We start from the raw sequence: 19,377 nt of genomic DNA, 5'->3' as shown, positions 1-19,377 counted from the left end.
CTTAATATTTAAAGGCTAATGTAATTCGATATGACGCCGAATTTATTTTGGCTTGTTAGGACAACTAAAGAGGTATTGCATGAAGGAAAATCATGACAAATATAGTATTGACAATACGGACTACACCGTAGGTCAGGACAACGTACAAAAGTGGGGTTTTGATATACACAACCCTGTTTTTGGAACTAGTGCGGGCCTGATTGTCATCTTTTTAATCGCCATACTTGTTACCGACCCACAAACTGCAAAAACAGCGCTTGATAGTATCAAGACCGATATTATTAATAATTTTGATGCCCTATTTATGTGGGCTGCTAACTTCTTTGTACTCTTTTGTTTAGCACTTATTGTTTCTCCTTACGGGAATATTCGCCTTGGTGGTGATGATGCTAAACCTTCTCACTCTCGAGTTTCATGGCTTGCTATGTTATTTGCTGCAGGTATGGGTATCGGCCTTATGTTTTGGGGCGTTGCTGAACCGGTTGCTTACTTTACTGGTTGGTACGAAACACCACTTAATGTAGCCGCTAATACACCAGAAGCTGCAAAATTAGCAATGGGCGCAACTATGTTCCATTGGGGTCTTCATCCTTGGGCTATTTACGCTGTTGTTGGTTTATCTCTTGCATTTTTTACGTATAACAAAGGTTTACCGCTTTCTATTCGTTCTATTTTTTATCCTATATTAGGTGATAGAGCATGGGGTTGGCCTGGTCATATCATTGATATCTTAGCTGTACTTGCTACGTTATTTGGCCTTGCAACATCTTTAGGTTTAGGTGCTCAACAAGCCTCTGCAGGTATTAACCATGTATTTGGTACAGAAGGTGGCATTGGCTCTCAAATTCTAGTTATTGCGGGTGTAACACTTTTAGCCATTGTTTCTGTGGTTCGCGGTATTGACGGTGGTGTGAAACTGCTAAGTAATGTAAACATGTTAATTGCTTTCTCATTATTATTGTTTGTTTGTTTAGTGGGCTTTGCTGTAGCAATGGGTAATGTACCGACTACCGTGATGGGCTATGTAGAAAACATTATTCCATTGAGTAATCCTCACGGCCGTGAAGACGAAACATGGATGCATGGCTGGACTGTATTTTACTGGGCTTGGTGGATTTCTTGGTCACCGTTCGTAGGTATGTTTATCGCGCGTGTATCACGTGGTCGTACAATTCGTGAGTTCTTAATTGCGGTATTACTCGTCCCTACTGCTGTTACCATTTTATGGATGTCTATATACGGCGGTATTGCTATTGATCAAGTAGTTAATGGTGTTGGTGCACTAGGCACTAATGGTTTAACTGATGTCCCTTTAGCTATGTTCCAGATGTTTGATGCATTACCTCTATCTAATATCTTATCATTTATTGCGATTATATTAGTGTTAGTATTTTTTATTACGTCATCTGACTCAGGCTCATTAGTCATTGATTCAATTACAGCTGGCGGTAAAATTGACGCACCGGTGCCACAACGTATATTTTGGGCAACGGTAGAGGGCGCAATTGCAGCGGCCTTACTTTGGATTGGTGGTACACAAGCAATCGAAGCACTACAAGCAGGTGCTGTTTCTACAGGCTTGCCATTTACTATTGTATTGTTGTTTATGTGTTTAAGCTTAGTTTTAGGTTTACGAACTGAGCCTCGCCCAGTTAAATAATACTTTTAGTAAGCAATACTTTTAATTAGTAACGAAAGCGCCGCAATTTTTGCGGCGCATTTTTATTTAACTATTTAAGGTTATACCCATTCGCTTAATAAAGTGATCTATTTTGTGGCAGGAAAAACTTCTCGATAGTAAGGCAAAATTTCTTTATTTAGTTGCTCTAAATGAGAAATTTTTAACGCAGCTAGCGTCAGGTTTAACCCTCAATATGATTAAAGTATTATTGCGTATTAGTATTATACCCACAACTCTGAGATTGGAGTATCTACACGGTAATGATGACTCAGTTGCGCTTGTAAAAGCTCAGCTGTGGCAAGTGCATCCGTTAACGCATTATGATTTTGGTACGCAGGTAGGGAATAACGCGCACGGCAATCTGTTAATCTGAGCGAGCCTAGTTTTGTATTAAATAATCGGCCTAATAAACCTTGCCTCTCTTTTAGTGCTCTTTTTTCTAGCTCCATTGTGTCAACAAGAGCAAACTCAATACCTTCTTTAAGCCTTAGTAATAACGCATTATTTAAAAAATGGCGTTCTATTGCGGCGTAATGTACCACGACAACTTTACCACTTAGCGCTTCAAGTAAAGGCTCAATAATTCGATTAAAGTCTGGGGCGTCATCGACCTCAGAGTGCGTTATTCTATGGATTAAAATAGACTCTTCATGCAGGTTACGTCTTGGTTGAACAACCCAATGCCGGCTGTGTTTGCAATAAATACGCTTTAAATTAAACGGCACTAAGCCAACACTCACAATATCGTCGTTTTGGCTATTTAAACCTGTTGTTTCAAAGTCCATTGCTACGAAAGGCACATCTTCTACAGCGGCTTTATCTTGATTATAAGCACCTGCATAAAAGTGTTTTAGAAGTTTATTTTCGGTGCTGTTGGCAAGCTCGTTATATCTAGCTTGCCAATCAACTGCTTTGTAATTACGCGGGTTCATAGGCTACTTCACACCTGAGTTTGCTGTGTAGCTAAATTTCAAATAGCTTTGTGCTTTTTCTAAAATAGCGAATGCCTCTTTCAAGTTTCGCTGTTCAAAAGGAGACAGTAAATGTGGGTCTAAGTCGTTATCAGGCTCTTCGCCCTTCTCTATTTGCCACGCTTGATGGCGAATTCGCATCATGGCAATATACTCAAGTGAATCACGTAAATCTTGCGCTTTACCCTGCGGTAATAGCTTAGCTTCAATAATGTCTTCTAATCGCTCAAACGAGTTTTGTTTACGCGAACCAATAGCTAATGCGTGTACACGTATAACATCAGAAAGTGGTGCAGTACCTCTTCGTTTTAAGTTCATTGAACGCTTATGTTGGCCGTTATGCTCCATAACAAAGCCTTTAAAAAAGCCAAGAGGTGGTGTCCTATTTCGAGCATTTGCCGCCATATTTGCTAGAAATATACGATTCACTTTACTTTGTTTCGCTATAAATATTTTAAGCTCGTCGGCCCACTTGGTTTTGCCCCATACACCGTCTAAATCAAAAAATATAGAGCTATTAAGCAGTGCTTGTGGTTTTGGCTGGGCTATCCAATCAGCAAATTGATCAAACCACTCTGAGCGAGTTTTACGCCATTTTTTAAACGACGCCATTATTTCTCCATCACAGTAGGTGTAACCACACTGCGCTAAGCCATCACACACAAAATCGGCAATACTTTGAAAATACGCGTTATGTTTTTCGTCATCGTAACTGTCATCTAAAATTAGTGCGTTATCTTGATCAGTTACAATAAGTTGCTCGTCGCGAGCCATTGAGCCCAGTGCAATAAAACAATAAGGAACGGGAGGTGGACCAAAATTTTCTTCAGCTAATACAAGTAATCTTTGTTTAAATGTACGTCCTATAACGGCCATGGCAGTACCAATCATGTGTGAATTTGCATCTTCATTAACCATACGGACAAATACATTGGGCAATTGGCGTGCATAATGGGCTAAATCCTCAATTGTTTGTTGAGCAAGTATGCCGCGTACAAGTAATAAGCTGCTTTGCGATTCGTAACGTAAAATATCAGAGAGGGAGATAACTCCTATAGGACGTCTTTTTTGTACTACGGGCAAATGATGGAGATTATCTCTGAGCATGGCAAGTACTGCTTCAAAAATATAGTCATTAGCGTCTAAAAGCACTAAGTTAGTAGACATAATATCTTTTGCTTGTGTATTAAAGCTAAGCCCTTTAGCCACTACTTTTGATCGTAAATCCCTATCGGTTATAATGCCAACGACTTGTCCATCATCTTCCTCAGGATCGTCGTTTATTGGTTTATTTACATCGGTTACCAAAACTGACGATACCGCCTCTTCGGTCATTAATTTAGCGATATCTTGTATTGTAGAGGTTGCATCTACGGTGACTACATCTCTGTGAATTAATGATTTTACTTTAGCTGTTGTAAGGTCATTGCCATCGGCTTGTTCAACAATAGCTTGATGCAAACGTACGTTACCGTCTGTTTCAAAGTAATCAGCAAACGCATCAAACTCATCACAGTAACGATTGAATAGCTCAACATTTATACAATAAACTAACGTATCTTCAAGAGCAGTTGCAGGAAAACGCACCTTACGGTTCATCAATAAACCCATTTGACCAAATATCCCTGCGATGGCCAAACGATTGTATAGCTCACCATTTCGGCGATACATTTCTACAGAACCACTTCTAATCACATACAAATCAGATATGTCTTGTCCAAAACTCAAAATATCTGTTTTTGCTCTAAAATAAGCAACTTCTACTTGTTGAGCTAGCTCATTAAGCGCTTTTTGAGGTAAGTCATCAAAAGGAGGATGTTGTGCTAAAAATTGTGCGATTTCAACTTGTTCGGCTTGCATAAATCCCTTCCTGTATGCGCATTAAAATGACTAAATCTGTTTTGCAGATTAACACTATCATCGGAGTGTGAAAACAATTACTGCACAATTTTGGGCACAAAAAAAGAGTCTAAATAGACCCTTTAAATGTAATACTTATTGTAAAAATTTATTTACCGCGCTGAGCGTCTTTTTGGGCTTTTTTGGCTTCTTTACGTTGCTGTAAAACAGCCTGTGCCTCATTACCAATATGGCCTTCACCACGGGCTTGCGCTAATTCTATTTGCTTTTGGCGCTCCGCAAAACGTGTCCGTTGCTCGTCTGTCACTTCTTCAATACAATGATGACAAGATACACCTTCCATGTATTCAGGCTTTAACTTTTCGTCTTCTGTAATTGGCATACGGCACGCGTGGCATTGATCATAAGAGCCTTTTTGTAAGTCGTGATCAACCGCAACGCGATTATCAAATACAAAACATTCGCCTTCCCACATGGTTTCTTCTTTTGGCACTTCTTCTAGATATTTTAAAATGCCGCCTTCAAGATGATAAACTTCGTCAAAACCTTGCTCTTTCATGTAGGCCGTCGATTTTTCGCAGCGGATACCACCTGTACAAAACATCGCTACTTTTTTATGTTTTTCAGGGTCTAAGTTTTCTTTAGCCCACTGTGGAAATTCGCGAAAGGTTTTAGTATTTGGATCGACTGCATTTTGAAATGTACCAATTTCAATTTCGTAATCATTACGTGTATCAATTAAAATTACTTCTGGATCAGATATAAGTGCGTTCCACTCATTTGGCTTTACATAGCTACCCACAACTTTAAGCGGATCTACGCCTTCAACGCCCATCGTTACAATTTCTTTTTTTAGTTTTACTTTAGTGCGGTAAAACGGGCATTCATCATCGTAAGATTCTTTTGTTACGATGTTTTTTAAATTTGGTTGCTCATCAAGCCAGGCTAATAAGTTGTCTATCCCTTCACGTTTTGCAGAAACAGTGCCGTTTATACCTTCGGCAGCGAGTAGTAAAGTACCGCGTACTTCATTTGCTTCCATCACTTCAAGCAAAGGCTTACGGATAGCTTCAAATCCAGGTAAACCAACAAATTTATACAGCGCACATACTACAAAGTGATCGCCCGTTACATTATCTTTATGAACAACAGTCATTATATTTCCTATTTTGCCTTGTTAGCCAGTATTGGCGTTTACCGAATCGTAAATCCGGCGCATATGGGGCGCGTATTTTACGCTTTTTTAGTTTAATTGCAAAAAATAGCGCTATAGATTGGTTTTTACTGTTAGCGACCTATCTGTGTAAGCTATAATGCGCTGATAAATTTATAGACTTAATTTGCTCATTTTGGAGAAACACACATTGCAGTTTACTGATCTTGGGATTGATACACGCCTTGAAACACAACTAGCACATCAAGGGATCACCCAGCCCACCGATATTCAAGCGCATGCAGTGCCTACCGCACTTGCAGGGCATGACATTTTCGCTCAGTCTAAAACTGGGTCGGGCAAAACCTTGGCGTTTTTATTACCTGCTGTACAAAGGGTTATGAAACAAAAAGCACTCAGTAAACGCGATCCTCGTGTACTTATTGTTGCTCCTACTCGTGAGCTTGCTACGCAAGTATTTACCCAGCTGCGTTTATTAATTGCAGGCACAGCCATTAAGGCCGTAAAAATACTTGGTGGCGAAAACTTTAATGACCAAATAAAAGCACTTAGAAACGACCCACAATTCGTAGTTGCTACACCTGGGCGTTTAGCTGATCACATTACAAAACGCTCATTACAATTGAGTGGACTAGAACTGCTTATTTTTGATGAAGCCGATCGTATTTTAGATTTAGGCTTTACCGAGCAGTTAAAAATGATTAACGAGCAAGCTAATCACCGCTTACGTCAAACGTTATTGTTTTCTGCAACACTTGACCATGCACAAGTAGATGCTCTATCACGTAACCTATTAAAAAAACCAAAGCAAATTACGCTAAGTGCAGCGAACGAGCAACATAGCGATATTAAACAAACTTTATATCTAGCCGATCACCTTGACCATAAAGAAGCGCTATTAGAGCACTTTTTGAATCAAGATGATGTTGGTCAATGCATTATCTTCACAGCAACACGTTCTGACACGAGTCGCTTGAGTGAAGCGCTTAATGCTAAAGGCTTCAAGTCTGTAGCGCTTGCTGGTGATTTAACACAAAATAAACGTTTAGATATAATGGATTCGTTTAGTCGCGAAAACTTTAAAATATTAATCACAACCGATGTTGCATCTCGTGGTTTAGATTTACTAAGTGTAACGCATGTTATTAACTTTGATTTGCCAAAACACGCTGAAGAATATGTACACCGCATAGGTCGTACAGGACGAGCAGGCTTTAAAGGTAACGCAATTTCATTAGTTGGCCCAAAAGATTGGGCAAGTTATTTAGCTATTAAAGCATTTTTAAATGATGAGTTAAAATTTGCGAGCGTAGAGGGCTTAAAAGCTAAGTTTAAAGGTTTAAAAGAGAAAAAGCCTGAGGCAACGTGGGATAAATCTAAAGAAAAATCCGCCGCTGTTAAAAAGCCTGTATTTAAACGCAAAGCCAAACCTAAAAAGCCAACAGCACCAATTAAAGCACCAATGAACATTGATGGCGATACACCAATGCGCCGTAAAAAAAAGACTGAGCAGGAATAATTATGAGTTACCTAGGAACCACACAAACATTATTTGTAAAAGAAGTGAGTAACGAAGGTGCTTACTTAGACGGTCATGATTTAGGTGAAGTGTTTTTACCAAAACAAGAAATTAAACATGAGCTTGAAGCGGGCGATAGCATTAGTGTATTTATCTTTTTAGACAACGCTAACTTAGCAACTGCCACAACTAAAAAGCCACACGCACAAGTAGGTGAATATGCCCTGCTTCGCGTTAAAGAAATTAATAGTATTGGTGCATTTTTAGATTGGGGTCTTGAAAAAGATGTACTAACCCCGTTTAACGAACAAAAACCACGCATGCAAGAAGGTCACTCATATTTAGTTCGTTTGTACCTTGATAATGCAAGCCAACGTATTTGTGCATCAAATAACTTTAATCGCTTCCTATCTAAAGATGAGCCACAATATACTCACTTACAAGAAGTGGATTTAATTGTTGCTGGCAAAACAGATATTGGCTACAAGGTATTAATTGAAGAATCGCATTTCGGTGTTGTTTTTTACAATATGGTATTTAAAAGCTTATTTGTGGGTCAAAAGCTTAAAGGCTTCATTCAGAAAGTACGTGAAGACGGAAAAATTGATGTTGTATTAGAAAAGCCAGGTATGGGAAAAGTAAGTGACCTTGGTGAAACTATTATGCAAAAACTAAAAAATGAAGGTGGTGTTATCCCATTAGGTGATAAATCTGAACCTGAAGCTATAAAAAAGATGTTTTCTACTAGTAAAGCTAACTATAAAAAAGCAATTGGTGGATTATTCAAACAAGAGTTGATAGATATTGAAGCGAAATCCATTCGCTTAAGATCTTAATTATAAATAATAGGCTGTAATTACTAATATTATCTGTTTGTAATTAACCTAAAATATACTTATAAGGCAATGTACATTGCGTATATTGCCTTGAATAATCAAGCACTTCACCTTTTGACTCTAGGTTAAGCGGTGCCAAACGAAAAACCTTCTTTTCGCATTCTATTTTTTTATCATCAAGCTTAGATATGCAATCAGTTACTGTTATATGCTGAGATATGAGTGTATCCTCATTTTTGTAACATAGGTGGTGTGCATAATCTTGCATTGTTTGTTTAAAATCGAACATATTGACAGGGTAACTCGTGATTATATCTGTTACTGATGTAACATCATCATATGCTTTATTAGAAAAAAGATTTTTATTTACTGAAAAACCCGCAACAATAATAATTATAAAACCTAATAATAACTTCAAAACAAACCCCTACTACATTTCAATCCTAATAATGTAACATAAAATATACATGAGGTAAGGGCTTTTAGCACTATATTGCTGCTTTTTGTTAAATTATGCTATAGATCTATTAACATCACTAAGCACTTTTACGGGATCATCTGCCTGAGTAATAGGTCGGCCTATAACTAAATAATCACTTCCTGCATCTATTGCTTGCTTAGGAGTCATAATACGCTTTTGATCGCCAGCATCACTGCCTTCAGGACGTATACCTGGTGTTACAAGTTTAAAGTTCTCACCTAACTCTGCTTTTAAAGCTTTTGCTTCTTGTGCAGAACACACAACGCCATCAAGCCCTGCTTCCTTTGCAAGCTTAGCTAAATATATAACTTGCTCTTGAGCAGATTTATCAACGCCTAAACGCTTTAGTTCTGTTTCATCCATGCTTGTTAATACAGTAACCGCGATAAGTAATGGCGCTTTATCGCCAAATTGTTCTAGAGCCGATTTAGCTTTGCTCATCATTTCAAAACCACCAGAAGCATGAACGTTTACCATCCACACACCCATTTTCGCAGCTGCAGTAACAGCTTTAGCTACTGTATTAGGGATGTCATGAAATTTTAAATCTAGAAAAACATCAAAACCTAAATCAATTAACTCTTTAACAAATGCAGGTCCAAAATAAGTAAACATCTCTTTGCCTACTTTAAGACGACATGTATCAGGAGAAAGTTGTTTAACAAAGTTTAAAGCAACCTCTTGATCATCGTAATCTAATGCTATAAGAATTTTTTTTGAGTGTTCGAAAGACATGACTATCCTAATGTATGGCTATAATACCAATCCGCAATAATACTTAATCAATTTGAGGACCAAATCTGACGCTAACTGCGTTAAAAATTTCTTATATAGAACAATAATATTACGAAATTTTTGCCTTGTTATCGACACAATTTTCTTACCTCAAAACAGACCACTTAATTAAGCGAATTGATATAAAGTAATTGTATAAGTAGATTTAATGCAATAGTGCTAGCTGGTAATTTGAGAGAAGGTGTAGAGAAATTTATATAGACACAACATCAAAAAATTCCAACCCAGTAAACTCTCAGTTTAATTTGCTAAAATTATCATAGTTAAATCCGATATTATTTAAGGGGTTATTAAAATCCGTCTAAGCCTCGACTTGGAACAATGGTTTCCCAATGCTTACAAGAAGGGCAATTCCAATATATTGTGTAGCTTGTAAAACCGCAATGCTGACATTGGAAATCAGGTTTTGTAGCAATATAAGAGGTTACAAGCTTATCAATTTCATTAAGTACTTCTTTAGTATTTTTATTTTGGTCACCCATTAATTGCAGTAAAAAACTGAAACCACGAATAGTCGGTTGACGTTTTAAGCTATCAGTTAGAAATTCAAAGGCTTGTTTAGTGTGTCCTTGCTCAAGCAATGCCTGGCAATGTTTTATTTTAATTAATACACCGCCCTTTTCTAACAAGTCACTGACTAATTCATGAAATTGATGCGTTAAATTTAATTGTTTATAGCTGTGAGCCAGCTCATCAATAAACAACGGCGCAAACAAAGTGAATTGTGATACAAGCTCACGCCAGTAATAAATAGCTTTAACGTAATCTTCTTTCGCGTAAGCAACTAATCCTAACTCGTAAAGCGGACGTACGGCTTTATAATTTAAGCTAATCGCTTTTCTCATTAGTTGGGGCGTGTTGTCACTTAAAGCTGACTCACAATAAAAATTAGCAATCGCTTTAAATTGCTGTTCTTTTGAAAATAGTTCGCTGTGGGCTTCAAACATGTTGATGCCTTTTTCCCATTCACGGGTTTGCGAATATAAAGTAATAATAGGGTCTAGCGCTTCTACATGGCCAGCCTTAACTAACCAAACTAAGTGCTCTTCTGCACTATCTAGTAGACCAGCCATTATATAATCTTCGGCAAGTTCTAAACGGCTAGTTGCAGCTTGTTGTTCATTTAAGCCTGGGTGTTTTAATAGAAGTTCATGAATTTTAATTGCGCGGTCCAATTCACCTCTACGGCGAAACATGGTGGCAAGTGTAGAATAGTGTTCAACAGAGTCAGCTGAAACTTCAAGCAAATTAATCAAGTGCTCTAAGCCTTGGTCTTCTTCTCTGTCGAGTAGAAACTTTAAGCCTTTGCTGTATTCAGAAGTGATCTGACGATTTAGTTGATGAGCTTGGTTTTTAGCACTGTTTTTACCCATAATCCAGCCGTAACCGGCGGCAACAGGTAATAGTAAAAACAAAAGCTCAATCATAGTTAGGTGTCTTTATTCGCGGCAAGCTTTTTTTTATCTTTTTCAGGCGCTAATTGCTTTTTTAAGCGGTAGTTTTGCCACTTTAATTGTGAAAACAATTTAAAGCTAATAAAACAACCCACTAAAACACCTAATAAAAAGCAGATACTTATTATTACAGCTAAAGGTAGTGTATTACTGGCTATAATATAATTTATTTGTACTAACTGTGGGTTTTGTGACCCTAATACAAATGCACTGATAAGGCATAGCGCAACCAGAATAATTTTTAATACCTTGAACAAGTAACTACTCCACTAAGTTAACTAGGCAATGCTTTCATTTACGCGGTCGCGTAATTCTTTGCCTGGTTTAAAATGAGGTACATGCTTTCCTTCAAGCTCAACTGTATCGCCAGTCTTAGGATTACGACCTGTGCGAGGAGCGCGGAAATGCAAAGAGAAACTACCAAAACCTCTGATCTCAATACGATCTGAAGTAGATAATGAGCCGGCCATTTGTTCAAGAATTTCTTTTACAGCATTCTCAACATCTTTCACTGGAACGTGTGCGTGTTGTTCCGCAAGTGTTTCTATCAGTTCTGACTTAGTCATAGCGTTTCCTTAAAAAGAGATATAGGAAGGGCAAAAAATGCCCTTCCAACTAAAAACTAATTATATATTAGTCTTTTTGTGCATTTGCGAAAGCAGCTGCCATTGCGTTTTCAAACACTGGCTCTTCTTTCTTAAGCTTCTCTAGTACTTCTTTCTCTTCTGCTTCGAAAAGAGCTTTTACAGATAAGCTTAAAGTGCGGTTCTTACGATCAACACCAACGTATTTAACTTCAATCTCGTCGCCTACAGAAACAACAGTAGTTGCATCTTCAACGCGTTCTTGAGCGATATCAGCTACACGGATGTAACCTTCAACGCCTTCGATAAGTTCAACAGTTGCGCCTTTCGCATCAACTTCAGTCACTTTACCTTTAACAATAGCACCTTTTTTGTTTGCATCAAGGTAGTTATTGAATGGGTCAGCTTCGATTTGCTTAACACCTAGAGAGATACGTTCACGCTCTGGGTCAACTTGCAATACGATAGCAGTGATTTCGTCGCCTTTCTTGAATTCACGTACAGCTTCTTCGCCAGGTGTATTCCAAGAAATGTCTGAAAGGTGTACAAGACCGTCAATACCACCGTCAAGACCGATAAAGATACCGAAGTCAGTGATTGATTTGATCTTACCAGTAACTTGATCGCCTTTGTTTTGTAGACGAGCAAATTCCTGCCAAGGATTAGCAATACATTGCTTAAGACCAAGAGAAATACGACGACGTTCTTCGTCAATTTCTAAAACCATAACTTCAACAGTGTCGCCTAAGCTAACAACTTTTGAAGGATGGATGTTTTTGTTAGTCCAATCCATTTCAGAAACGTGTACTAAACCTTCAACGCCTTCTTCGATTTCCACGAAACAGCCGTAATCTGTAAGGTTAGTAACACGACCAGAAAGTTTAGAACCTTCTGGGTAACGACCAGCGATAGCTGCCCATGGATCTTCACCAAGCTGTTTAAGGCCTAGAGATACACGAGTTTTATCTTTGTCGAATTTTAGAACTTTAACTGCGATTTCGTCGCCAACATTAACGATTTCTGAAGGGTGCTTAACACGCTTCCAAGCCATATCAGTAATGTGTAGTAGACCATCAACACCACCAAGGTCAACGAATGCACCGTAGTCAGTAAGGTTCTTAACGATACCTTTAACTTCTTGGCCTTCAACAAGGTTAGCAAGAAGCTCTTCACGTTCTTGTGAGTTTTCAGATTCGATAACTGCACGACGTGAAACAACAACGTTGTTACGTTTTTGGTCAAGCTTGATTACTTTAAATTCAAGCTCTTTGCCTTCAAGGTGAGTTGTGTCACGTACTGGACGAACATCAACAAGTGAACCAGGTAGGAAAGCACGGATTGAATCAACTTCAACTGTGAAACCGCCTTTAACTTTACCGTTGATAACACCAGTAACAGTCTCTTGCTCTTCACATGCTTTCTCAAGACGGATCCATGCTTCGTGACGCTTAGCTTTCTCACGAGAAAGTATAGTTTCACCGAAACCGTCTTCAATTGCATCTAGTGCAACATCTACTTCGTCGCCAACAGCAACTTCAAGTTCACCAGCAGCATTTTTGAACTGCTCAGCAGGGATAGCACTTTCTGATTTAAGACCAGCATCTACAAGTACAATGTTGTTCTCGATTGAGATTACTGTACCTTTAACGATAGAGCCTTGCTCTGCTTCAAAACCCTTTAAGCTTTCTTCAAATAACTGCGCAAAATTTTCTGACATACGAATATACGTCTCTATATATTATACCAATAAGCAACCATGCTGCATGGGGTTGTTAAAATAGCACTGGCATCCTGCTGGCGCATAAAATGTGTTTTAGCTTCGTTTAGGAAGCTTACCTTCAGAGATTGCAATATCTAATAAAGTTATTACTTTATCAAACACTTGCTGTGCATTGAGTTCGCTAGTATCAAGCTCAATAGCATCTTCTGCAGGTACAAGCGGAGCAACGGCACGATTCATATCGCGCTCGTCACGAGCTTGAATGTCCTGTAATAGACCACTTAGTGTAACATCAAGACCGCGCGTATTCAACTCAACAAAGCGTCTACGAGCACGCTCTTCTGCACTTGCTGTTAAATATATTTTTAACGGCGCATCTTGAAAAACCACAGTGCCCATATCACGGCCATCGGCAATTAAGCCGTTTTCAGTGCGAAATGCACGCTGGCGACGTAATAACGCTTCACGAACGCGAGGTAATGCTGCAACTTTTGATGCTGCAGCGCCTACTTCTTCATTACGAATAGTAGTAGTTACATCTTCGCCTTCTAAAATAACTTTTCCTGCATTAGTTTGGCTATCTACCAAAAACTGCACATCTAAATTTGCAGCAAGAGGGACAAGCCCTTCTTCATTGTCTAATGCAATTTGGTGATGAAGTGCAGCTAAAGATAAAACGCGATAAATCGCACCGCTATCTAATACATCCCACCCTAACTTGTCGGCTAACAAGCGACAAACAGTTCCTTTACCTGAACCACTTGGGCCATCAACGGTGATCACGGGCATTAATAACGCCTGCATTTAAAACCTCCTGCAATGCACACCTAAATAAACCGCGACATTATACGTCAGTTATTAAAATATATCTGCTATTAGTGTGTAACTTTTGTAATTACTTCTAATTAGCTTATTCACTGACTGACGCTAAAACATTGAAAAATGTAGGAAATGTTTTATAGGTACACTTTGGATCATTAATCGTTATTGGCTTTCCACCAACGGCAACCATTGCAAAACACATGGCTATACGGTGATCGTCGTAAGTGTCTATTGCTACATCGTTGAAGTGTTTAGGCGGTGTAATTTCTATAAAGTCATGCCCTTCTACCACTTCTGCACCTACTTTTCTAAGCTCAGTTGCCATCGCATATAAACGGTCTGTTTCTTTTACTCGCCAGTTATAAATGTTACGAATGGCAGTTGGGCCTTTAGCGAAAAGAGCAACAGTTGCAAGGGTCATAGCAGCATCAGGAATTGCATTAGCGTCAATATCTACGCCTTTTAATTCGCCTTTGCGAACAACTAAACGCTCATCATACCAATCGATTTTCGCGCCTACTTGCTCCATTACTTTAGCAAAGCCTATATCACCTTGAACTGATTTAGCACCCACGCCTTTAATTTCAATCTCGCCGCCAGCAATTGCAGCCGCAGCAACAAAGTAAGAAGCAGAAGATGCATCGCCTTCAACCATAATTCGTTCGAGTGATTGATACTGTTGACCACCTTTAACTTTAAAAGTTGCATAATCACTGTGTTCAACATTAACACCAAAACGTGCCATTACATCAAGCGTAATATCAATATAAGGTTTAGATACTAAAGTACCTTTAATAGTTATCGTTGTATCACCGCTAAATAATGGCGCTGCCATTAATAGAGCCGTTAAAAATTGACTTGAAATACTACCGTCAATTTCAACCTCACCACCTTTTATTTGACCACCTACAATTTTAAGTGGTGGATAGTCTTTGTGTTTTGTATAGGTAACATCACCACCAAGCGCTTGTAGAGCATCAACCAAGTGACCTATCGGACGCTCTTCCATACGTGGCTCGCCAATTAGCTCATACTCACCAGCAACGGCAGCAAGTACAGCCGTTAAAGGTCTGTAAGCAGTACCTGCATTACCTAAAAACAAGGGCTCAGTAGGTGTATTAAACACACCACCAACTCCCTCTACGGTCGCTACAGTGTGTTCATCATTTAAAGTTACATTTACACCTAATAACTTTAAAGCACCCAGCATATGGCGTATATCGTCACTATCAAGTAAGTTTTCTACAACGGTGGTACCGTTTGCCAGTGCTGCTAATAATAAAATTCTGTTCGATAGACTCTTTGAACCTGGTAGGGTTACCGTGCCATTTACTTTAGAAATAGGTTCTAAACGGAGCTGCTCCATTAGCTGTGCTCCTTTGCAAATGCAGCCATAAAATCTACAAGTGCTTGAACACCTTCAAGAGGCATAGCGTTATAAATACTTGCGCGCATACCGCCCACAATTCTGTGACCTTCAAGTGCAAGTAAACCGGCCTCGTTTGATTGAGCAACAAATTTGCTATTTAAGCTTTCATCGTTTAACCAAAATGGAACATTCATGCGTGAGCGGCAATGTTTAGCGACTATATTTGAATAAAAATCTGAGTTATCGATAAAATCATACAGTAAATTTGCTTTAGCAATATTTTGTGCTTCCATGGCTTTTACCCCACCATTGCTTTCAAGCCATTCAAATACTTCAGCCGCTAAATACCAAGCAAAGGTAGGTGGGGTATTAAACATACTGCCCTGCTTTGCTTCAAGTGCGTAATCTAAAATACCGGGCTTTGGCAAACCTTCGCGCTCAAGTAATGTTTTACGAACAATAACAATTGATATGCCCGATGGACCGATATTTTTTTGCGCACCAGCGTAAATCAAATCAAATTTATTAACGTCTATCTCACGCGATAAAATAGTTGAAGACATATCAGCAATAATCGGAGCTGTTGGGTGGCTTGGTACATCAAAAATCTCTAAGCCATCGACAGTTTCATTAGGGCAATAGTGGATGTACGCAGCGTCTTCTGGTAATTCCCAGTCAGCAACGTCTTTAATTGAAAACTCACCATCAGCATCATTACGGACATCCGTAAAAGACGTTTGAGTAAACTTATTCGCTTCATCTCTGGCGCTTTTCGACCATACGCCATTCTCGCAATAAAACGCTGTTTTGCCTTCTTGGTGTAAGTTTAATGGCACAGCACTAAACTGGCCACGACCACCACCATGCATAAACAGCACTTCAAATTCATCACTAATATTCATTAGGCGACGAAGGCTAGCTTCACATTTAGCTGTAAGCGCTAAAAACTCTTTACTACGATGGCTAATCTCCATCACAGACACACCTAGGTCTTGCCAATCTAGAAACTCTTTTTGCGCTTTTTTCATAACCGCTTGCGGAAGCATAGCTGGCCCCGCACAAAAATTATATTTACTCATTACCTTTGCCTCATTCCAGTAATTTAACTACTAAGCATGAACATTTAATACCAATCCGCTAAACCTTTAAAATTTAATGAATAATACCAATCCGCAATAATACTTAATCATTTTGCGGGGCTAAACGTGTCGCTACTTGCGTTAAAAAATTCTCATTTAGAACAACTAAATAGCGAATTTTTTGCCTAGCTATCAACACGTTTTTCCACCCTCAAAATAGATCACTTAATTAAGCGAATTGGTATGAGTATAATTTCACACCCTATTAATTTTTTTCAACAACATTAAAAAAAGCGGCCAAGGCCGCTTTTTCAATATCAATTATTCTGAAGGAGGATTATCATCCGCTACTTCATCAATAACCGTATCTACTGTTTCAACGTCTTCAATATCAATTAAGTCACTTTCTGTAACTTCAATCTCTTCTATACGTTGTAAACCAACTACTTGCTCTCCGTCAATAGTTCTGATCAAAATAACACCTTGTGTGTTACGTCCAACCGTTGAAACTTCATTAACGCGAGTTCGTACTAAGGTACCACGATTCGAAATAATCATTATTTCATCGTTGTCATCAACTTGCACAGCACCAACAACAGCGCCGTTACGTTCACTCACCTTAATTGATACAACACCTTGTGTTGCACGACTCTTAGATGGGTAATCTTCAAGTTGTGTACGCTTACCGTAACCATTTTCAGTTACCGTTAGAATAGCACCGTCAGTTTTTGGTACAATTAACGATACTACGCGTTGCTCGTCTGGCATTTTAATACCACGAACACCTGTAGCAGTACGACCCATTGGGCGAACACCTTTGAAGCGAATCTCAGGGTTACCTTCTTCGTCTAATACTGGGTTACCGTTTTCATCAACAACTGTTGTTTCTTCAGCTTCTTTGAACCGTACAACTTTACCTGCATCAGTGAACAACATAATTTCGTTGCTACCATCGGTAATATCAACACCAATCAAGCTATCGCCATCATTTAAGTTAACAGCAATAATACCGCTTGCACGTTGACGACTGTAAGCCGTTAATGGTGTTTTCTTAACTGTACCGAATGCAGTTGCCATAAAGATATATTTATCTTCTGCGTACTCGCGTACTGGCAATATAGCAGTAATACGTTCATCAGCTTCAAGTGGTAACAAGTTAACAATTGGCTTACCGCGCGCTGCACGACTTGCTAGTGGTAACTGATACACTTTAAGCCAATATAAACGACCGGCCGTAGAGAAACATAAAATAGTATCGTGTGTATTTGCAACTAACAGACGTTCAATGAAATCTTCATCTTTCATCTTCGTTGCTGACTTACCTTTACCACCACGACGCTGTGCTTCGTAATCAGACAATGCCTGATACTTCACATACCCTTCGTGAGAAAGCGTTACAACAACGTTTTCTTCGGTAATTAAGTCTTCAAGGCTGATATCGTGAGCCGCTGCATTGATCTCAGTACGACGTTCGTCGCCATACTGCGCTTTAATTTCAACTAGTTCGTCACGAATAACTTCCATTAAACGCTCAGGTGTTGCCAAAATATAAAGTAGCTCAGCAATTAACTCTAATAGCGCTTGATATTCAGTTAAGATTTTTTCGTGTTCAAGACCAGTAAGCTTGTGTAAACGCAAATCTAGAATTGCTTGAGCTTGTTGCTCAGAAATATAGTATTGACCGTCGCGAATACCTAAATCATCAGCAAGCCAATCTGGACGGGCTACATTATCTTCGCCTGCTTTTTCAAGCATACCTTGTACATGACCTAATTCCCACGGACGTGCAGTTAAAGCAATTTTAGCTTCAGCAGGTGTAGGTGATTTACGAATAAGCTCGATAATTGGGTCAATGTTTGCAAGCGCAATTGCTAAACCTTCAAGCGTATGAGCACGGTCACGCGCTTTGCGTAAATCAAACACGGTACGGCGAGTTACTACTTCACGGCGGTGAATAATAAACTCTTCAAGCATTTCTTTTAGATTAAAACACTTAGGTTGGTTGTTAATTAATGCAACCATATTCATACCAAACACAGTTTGTAACTGAGTTTGTGAATACAAGTTATTTAAAATAACTTCGCCTACATCACCACGTTTAATTTCAATAACGATACGCATACCGTCTTTATCTGATTCATCACGTAGTGCACTAATACCTTCAATTTTCTTATCTTTAACAAGCTCAGCAATTTTTTCAATTAAACGGGCTTTATTAACTTGATAAGGAATTTCGTGAACGATGATTGTTTCACGGCCTGTTTTTTCATCGGTTTCGACGTCGGCGCGTGCACGCATGTACACTTTACCACGGCCAGTTAAATAGGCTTGTTCAATGCCTTTTTTACCGTTGATAATTGCAGCCGTAGGGAAATCAGGACCAGGGATATAATCCATTAACTCTAAAATAGTTAAATCAGGATTTTGAATAAGTGCCAAACAACCGTTCACAACTTCAGTTAAGTTATGTGGTGGTATATTTGTAGCCATACCTACTGCAATACCCGACGAACCATTCACTAATAAATTAGGGACTTTCGTAGGTAACACGTCAGGGATGAACTCAGTGCCATCGTAGTTAGGAACGAAATCAACCGTTTCTTTTTCAAGATCGGCTAATAACTCATGCGACATTTTTGCCATACGTACTTCTGTATAACGCATTGCCGCTGCTGAATCACCATCAACCGAACCGAAGTTACCTTGGCCATCTACAAGCATATAACGTAGTGAGAATGGCTGAGCCATACGAACTATCGTGTCATAAACTGCACTGTCGCCGTGTGGATGGTATTTACCGATTACGTCACCGACCACACGGGCCGATTTTTTGTAAGGCTTGTTCCAGTCATTACTAAGCTCGTTCATTGCAAACAAAACGCGGCGATGAACAGGTTTTAAGCCGTCACGTACGTCTGGTAATGCACGTCCTACTATTACGCTCATTGCGTAATCTAAGTAGGAGTTTTTTAACTCGTCTTCAATATTGACTGGCAGAATTTCATTGGCGAGATCAGTCATTTGATATCACA

General features: G+C 39.1%; 16 protein-coding genes. 3 read left to right on the top strand and 13 right to left on the bottom strand.

Annotated features, from left to right (window positions below; translation table 11 throughout):
- The first annotated feature begins 79 nt into the window (after nucleotides 1-79).
- Nucleotides 80-1,660 (top strand): BCCT family transporter, encoded by a 1,581-nt coding sequence (locus CXF76_RS14955; protein WP_024590156.1) that lies wholly within the window; start codon nucleotides 80-82, stop codon nucleotides 1,658-1,660.
- A 242-nt stretch (nucleotides 1,661-1,902) separates the two neighbouring features.
- On the opposite strand, the gene CXF76_RS14950 is transcribed toward CXF76_RS14955, so the two are convergent.
- From CXF76_RS14950 to trhO, 3 genes are all read right to left on the bottom strand, one after another.
- Nucleotides 1,903-2,613 (bottom strand): 3'-5' exonuclease, encoded by a 711-nt coding sequence (locus CXF76_RS14950; protein WP_024590155.1) that lies wholly within the window; start codon nucleotides 2,611-2,613, stop codon nucleotides 1,903-1,905.
- A gap of 3 nt (nucleotides 2,614-2,616) precedes the next feature.
- Complete coding sequence (locus tag CXF76_RS14945; protein WP_024590154.1) at nucleotides 2,617-4,512, bottom strand: DUF294 nucleotidyltransferase-like domain-containing protein; 1,896 nt, start codon at nucleotides 4,510-4,512, stop codon at nucleotides 2,617-2,619.
- A 148-nt stretch (nucleotides 4,513-4,660) separates the two neighbouring features.
- Entirely contained in the window at nucleotides 4,661-5,668 is a 1,008-nt protein-coding gene (gene trhO, locus CXF76_RS14940) for an oxygen-dependent tRNA uridine(34) hydroxylase TrhO (protein ID WP_024590153.1), read from the bottom strand.
- 208 nt (nucleotides 5,669-5,876) lie between these two features.
- Here trhO and CXF76_RS14935 point away from each other — a divergent pair, with 208 nt between their 5' ends.
- Both CXF76_RS14935 and CXF76_RS14930 read left to right on the top strand, forming a co-directional pair.
- Nucleotides 5,877-7,205, top strand: coding sequence for a DEAD/DEAH box helicase (locus CXF76_RS14935; protein WP_007583068.1), 1,329 nt, complete (start codon nucleotides 5,877-5,879; stop codon nucleotides 7,203-7,205).
- 2 nt (nucleotides 7,206-7,207) lie between these two features.
- Nucleotides 7,208-8,041, top strand: coding sequence for a CvfB family protein (locus tag CXF76_RS14930; protein WP_024590152.1), 834 nt, complete (start codon nucleotides 7,208-7,210; stop codon nucleotides 8,039-8,041).
- Between the two features lie 43 nt (nucleotides 8,042-8,084).
- On the opposite strand, the gene CXF76_RS14925 is transcribed toward CXF76_RS14930, so the two are convergent.
- The 10 genes from CXF76_RS14925 to gyrA all read right to left on the bottom strand — a co-directional run bounded on the left by CXF76_RS14925 (nucleotide 8,085) and on the right by gyrA (nucleotide 19,366).
- Nucleotides 8,085-8,459, bottom strand: a complete 375-nt coding sequence (locus CXF76_RS14925; protein WP_101164055.1) for a hypothetical protein — start codon at nucleotides 8,457-8,459, stop codon at nucleotides 8,085-8,087.
- Between the two features lie 93 nt (nucleotides 8,460-8,552).
- Nucleotides 8,553-9,257, bottom strand: coding sequence for an orotidine-5'-phosphate decarboxylase (pyrF, locus tag CXF76_RS14920; protein ID WP_010552857.1), 705 nt, complete (start codon nucleotides 9,255-9,257; stop codon nucleotides 8,553-8,555).
- Between the two features lie 350 nt (nucleotides 9,258-9,607).
- On the bottom strand, nucleotides 9,608-10,744 hold the full coding sequence (gene lapB / locus CXF76_RS14915) for a lipopolysaccharide assembly protein LapB (RefSeq protein WP_010552858.1): 1,137 nt from the start codon (nucleotides 10,742-10,744) through the stop codon (nucleotides 9,608-9,610).
- A 2-nt stretch (nucleotides 10,745-10,746) separates the two neighbouring features.
- On the bottom strand, nucleotides 10,747-11,028 hold the full coding sequence (locus CXF76_RS14910; protein WP_007583056.1) for a lipopolysaccharide assembly protein LapA domain-containing protein: 282 nt from the start codon (nucleotides 11,026-11,028) through the stop codon (nucleotides 10,747-10,749).
- Between the two features lie 21 nt (nucleotides 11,029-11,049).
- Nucleotides 11,050-11,337 carry an integration host factor subunit beta gene (gene ihfB, locus CXF76_RS14905; protein WP_007583054.1) on the bottom strand — a complete coding sequence of 96 codons (288 nt, stop codon included), beginning with the start codon at nucleotides 11,335-11,337 and terminating at the stop codon, nucleotides 11,050-11,052.
- A 67-nt stretch (nucleotides 11,338-11,404) separates the two neighbouring features.
- A complete protein-coding gene (gene rpsA, locus CXF76_RS14900; RefSeq protein WP_002961176.1) occupies nucleotides 11,405-13,072 on the bottom strand; it encodes a 30S ribosomal protein S1 in 1,668 nt (555 codons plus the stop codon).
- Nucleotides 13,073-13,168: 96 nt separating this feature from the next.
- Complete coding sequence (gene cmk / locus CXF76_RS14895; protein ID WP_024590151.1) at nucleotides 13,169-13,879, bottom strand: (d)CMP kinase; 711 nt, start codon at nucleotides 13,877-13,879, stop codon at nucleotides 13,169-13,171.
- Nucleotides 13,880-13,985: 106 nt separating this feature from the next.
- Nucleotides 13,986-15,263 carry a 3-phosphoshikimate 1-carboxyvinyltransferase gene (gene aroA / locus CXF76_RS14890; RefSeq protein ID WP_024590150.1) on the bottom strand — a complete coding sequence of 426 codons (1,278 nt, stop codon included), beginning with the start codon at nucleotides 15,261-15,263 and terminating at the stop codon, nucleotides 13,986-13,988.
- Nucleotides 15,263-16,345, bottom strand: a complete 1,083-nt coding sequence (serC, locus tag CXF76_RS14885; RefSeq protein ID WP_010552860.1) for a 3-phosphoserine/phosphohydroxythreonine transaminase — start codon at nucleotides 16,343-16,345, stop codon at nucleotides 15,263-15,265. The genes aroA and serC overlap by 1 nt, the downstream gene beginning before the upstream one ends.
- 321 nt (nucleotides 16,346-16,666) lie before the next feature.
- Nucleotides 16,667-19,366 carry a DNA topoisomerase (ATP-hydrolyzing) subunit A gene (gene gyrA / locus CXF76_RS14880; protein ID WP_007583046.1) on the bottom strand — a complete coding sequence of 900 codons (2,700 nt, stop codon included), beginning with the start codon at nucleotides 19,364-19,366 and terminating at the stop codon, nucleotides 16,667-16,669.
- Nucleotides 19,367-19,377: the final 11 nt, after the last annotated feature.

The organism is Pseudoalteromonas sp. 78C3, assembly GCF_002836695.1.
Lineage (GTDB): Bacteria > Pseudomonadota > Gammaproteobacteria > Enterobacterales > Alteromonadaceae > Pseudoalteromonas > Pseudoalteromonas arctica.
This window is presented reverse-complemented; position numbering and strand designations above follow the sequence as displayed.

Coding starts and splice junctions, on each gene's coding strand:
- gyrA (WP_007583046.1), bottom strand. CDS start 19,366: ATGACTGATCTCGCCAATGAAATTCTGCCAGTCAATATTGAAGACGAG.
- lapB (WP_010552858.1), bottom strand. CDS start 10,744: ATGATTGAGCTTTTGTTTTTACTATTACCTGTTGCCGCCGGTTACGGC.
- trhO (WP_024590153.1), bottom strand. CDS start 5,668: ATGACTGTTGTTCATAAAGATAATGTAACGGGCGATCACTTTGTAGTA.
- cmk (WP_024590151.1), bottom strand. CDS start 13,879: ATGCAGGCGTTATTAATGCCCGTGATCACCGTTGATGGCCCAAGTGGT.
- CXF76_RS14955 (WP_024590156.1), top strand. CDS start 80: ATGAAGGAAAATCATGACAAATATAGTATTGACAATACGGACTACACC.
- aroA (WP_024590150.1), bottom strand. CDS start 15,263: ATGGAGCAGCTCCGTTTAGAACCTATTTCTAAAGTAAATGGCACGGTA.
- CXF76_RS14930 (WP_024590152.1), top strand. CDS start 7,208: ATGAGTTACCTAGGAACCACACAAACATTATTTGTAAAAGAAGTGAGT.
- pyrF (WP_010552857.1), bottom strand. CDS start 9,257: ATGTCTTTCGAACACTCAAAAAAAATTCTTATAGCATTAGATTACGAT.
- ihfB (WP_007583054.1), bottom strand. CDS start 11,337: ATGACTAAGTCAGAACTGATAGAAACACTTGCGGAACAACACGCACAC.
- rpsA (WP_002961176.1), bottom strand. CDS start 13,072: ATGTCAGAAAATTTTGCGCAGTTATTTGAAGAAAGCTTAAAGGGTTTT.
- serC (WP_010552860.1), bottom strand. CDS start 16,345: ATGAGTAAATATAATTTTTGTGCGGGGCCAGCTATGCTTCCGCAAGCG.
- CXF76_RS14945 (WP_024590154.1), bottom strand. CDS start 4,512: ATGCAAGCCGAACAAGTTGAAATCGCACAATTTTTAGCACAACATCCT.
- CXF76_RS14950 (WP_024590155.1), bottom strand. CDS start 2,613: ATGAACCCGCGTAATTACAAAGCAGTTGATTGGCAAGCTAGATATAAC.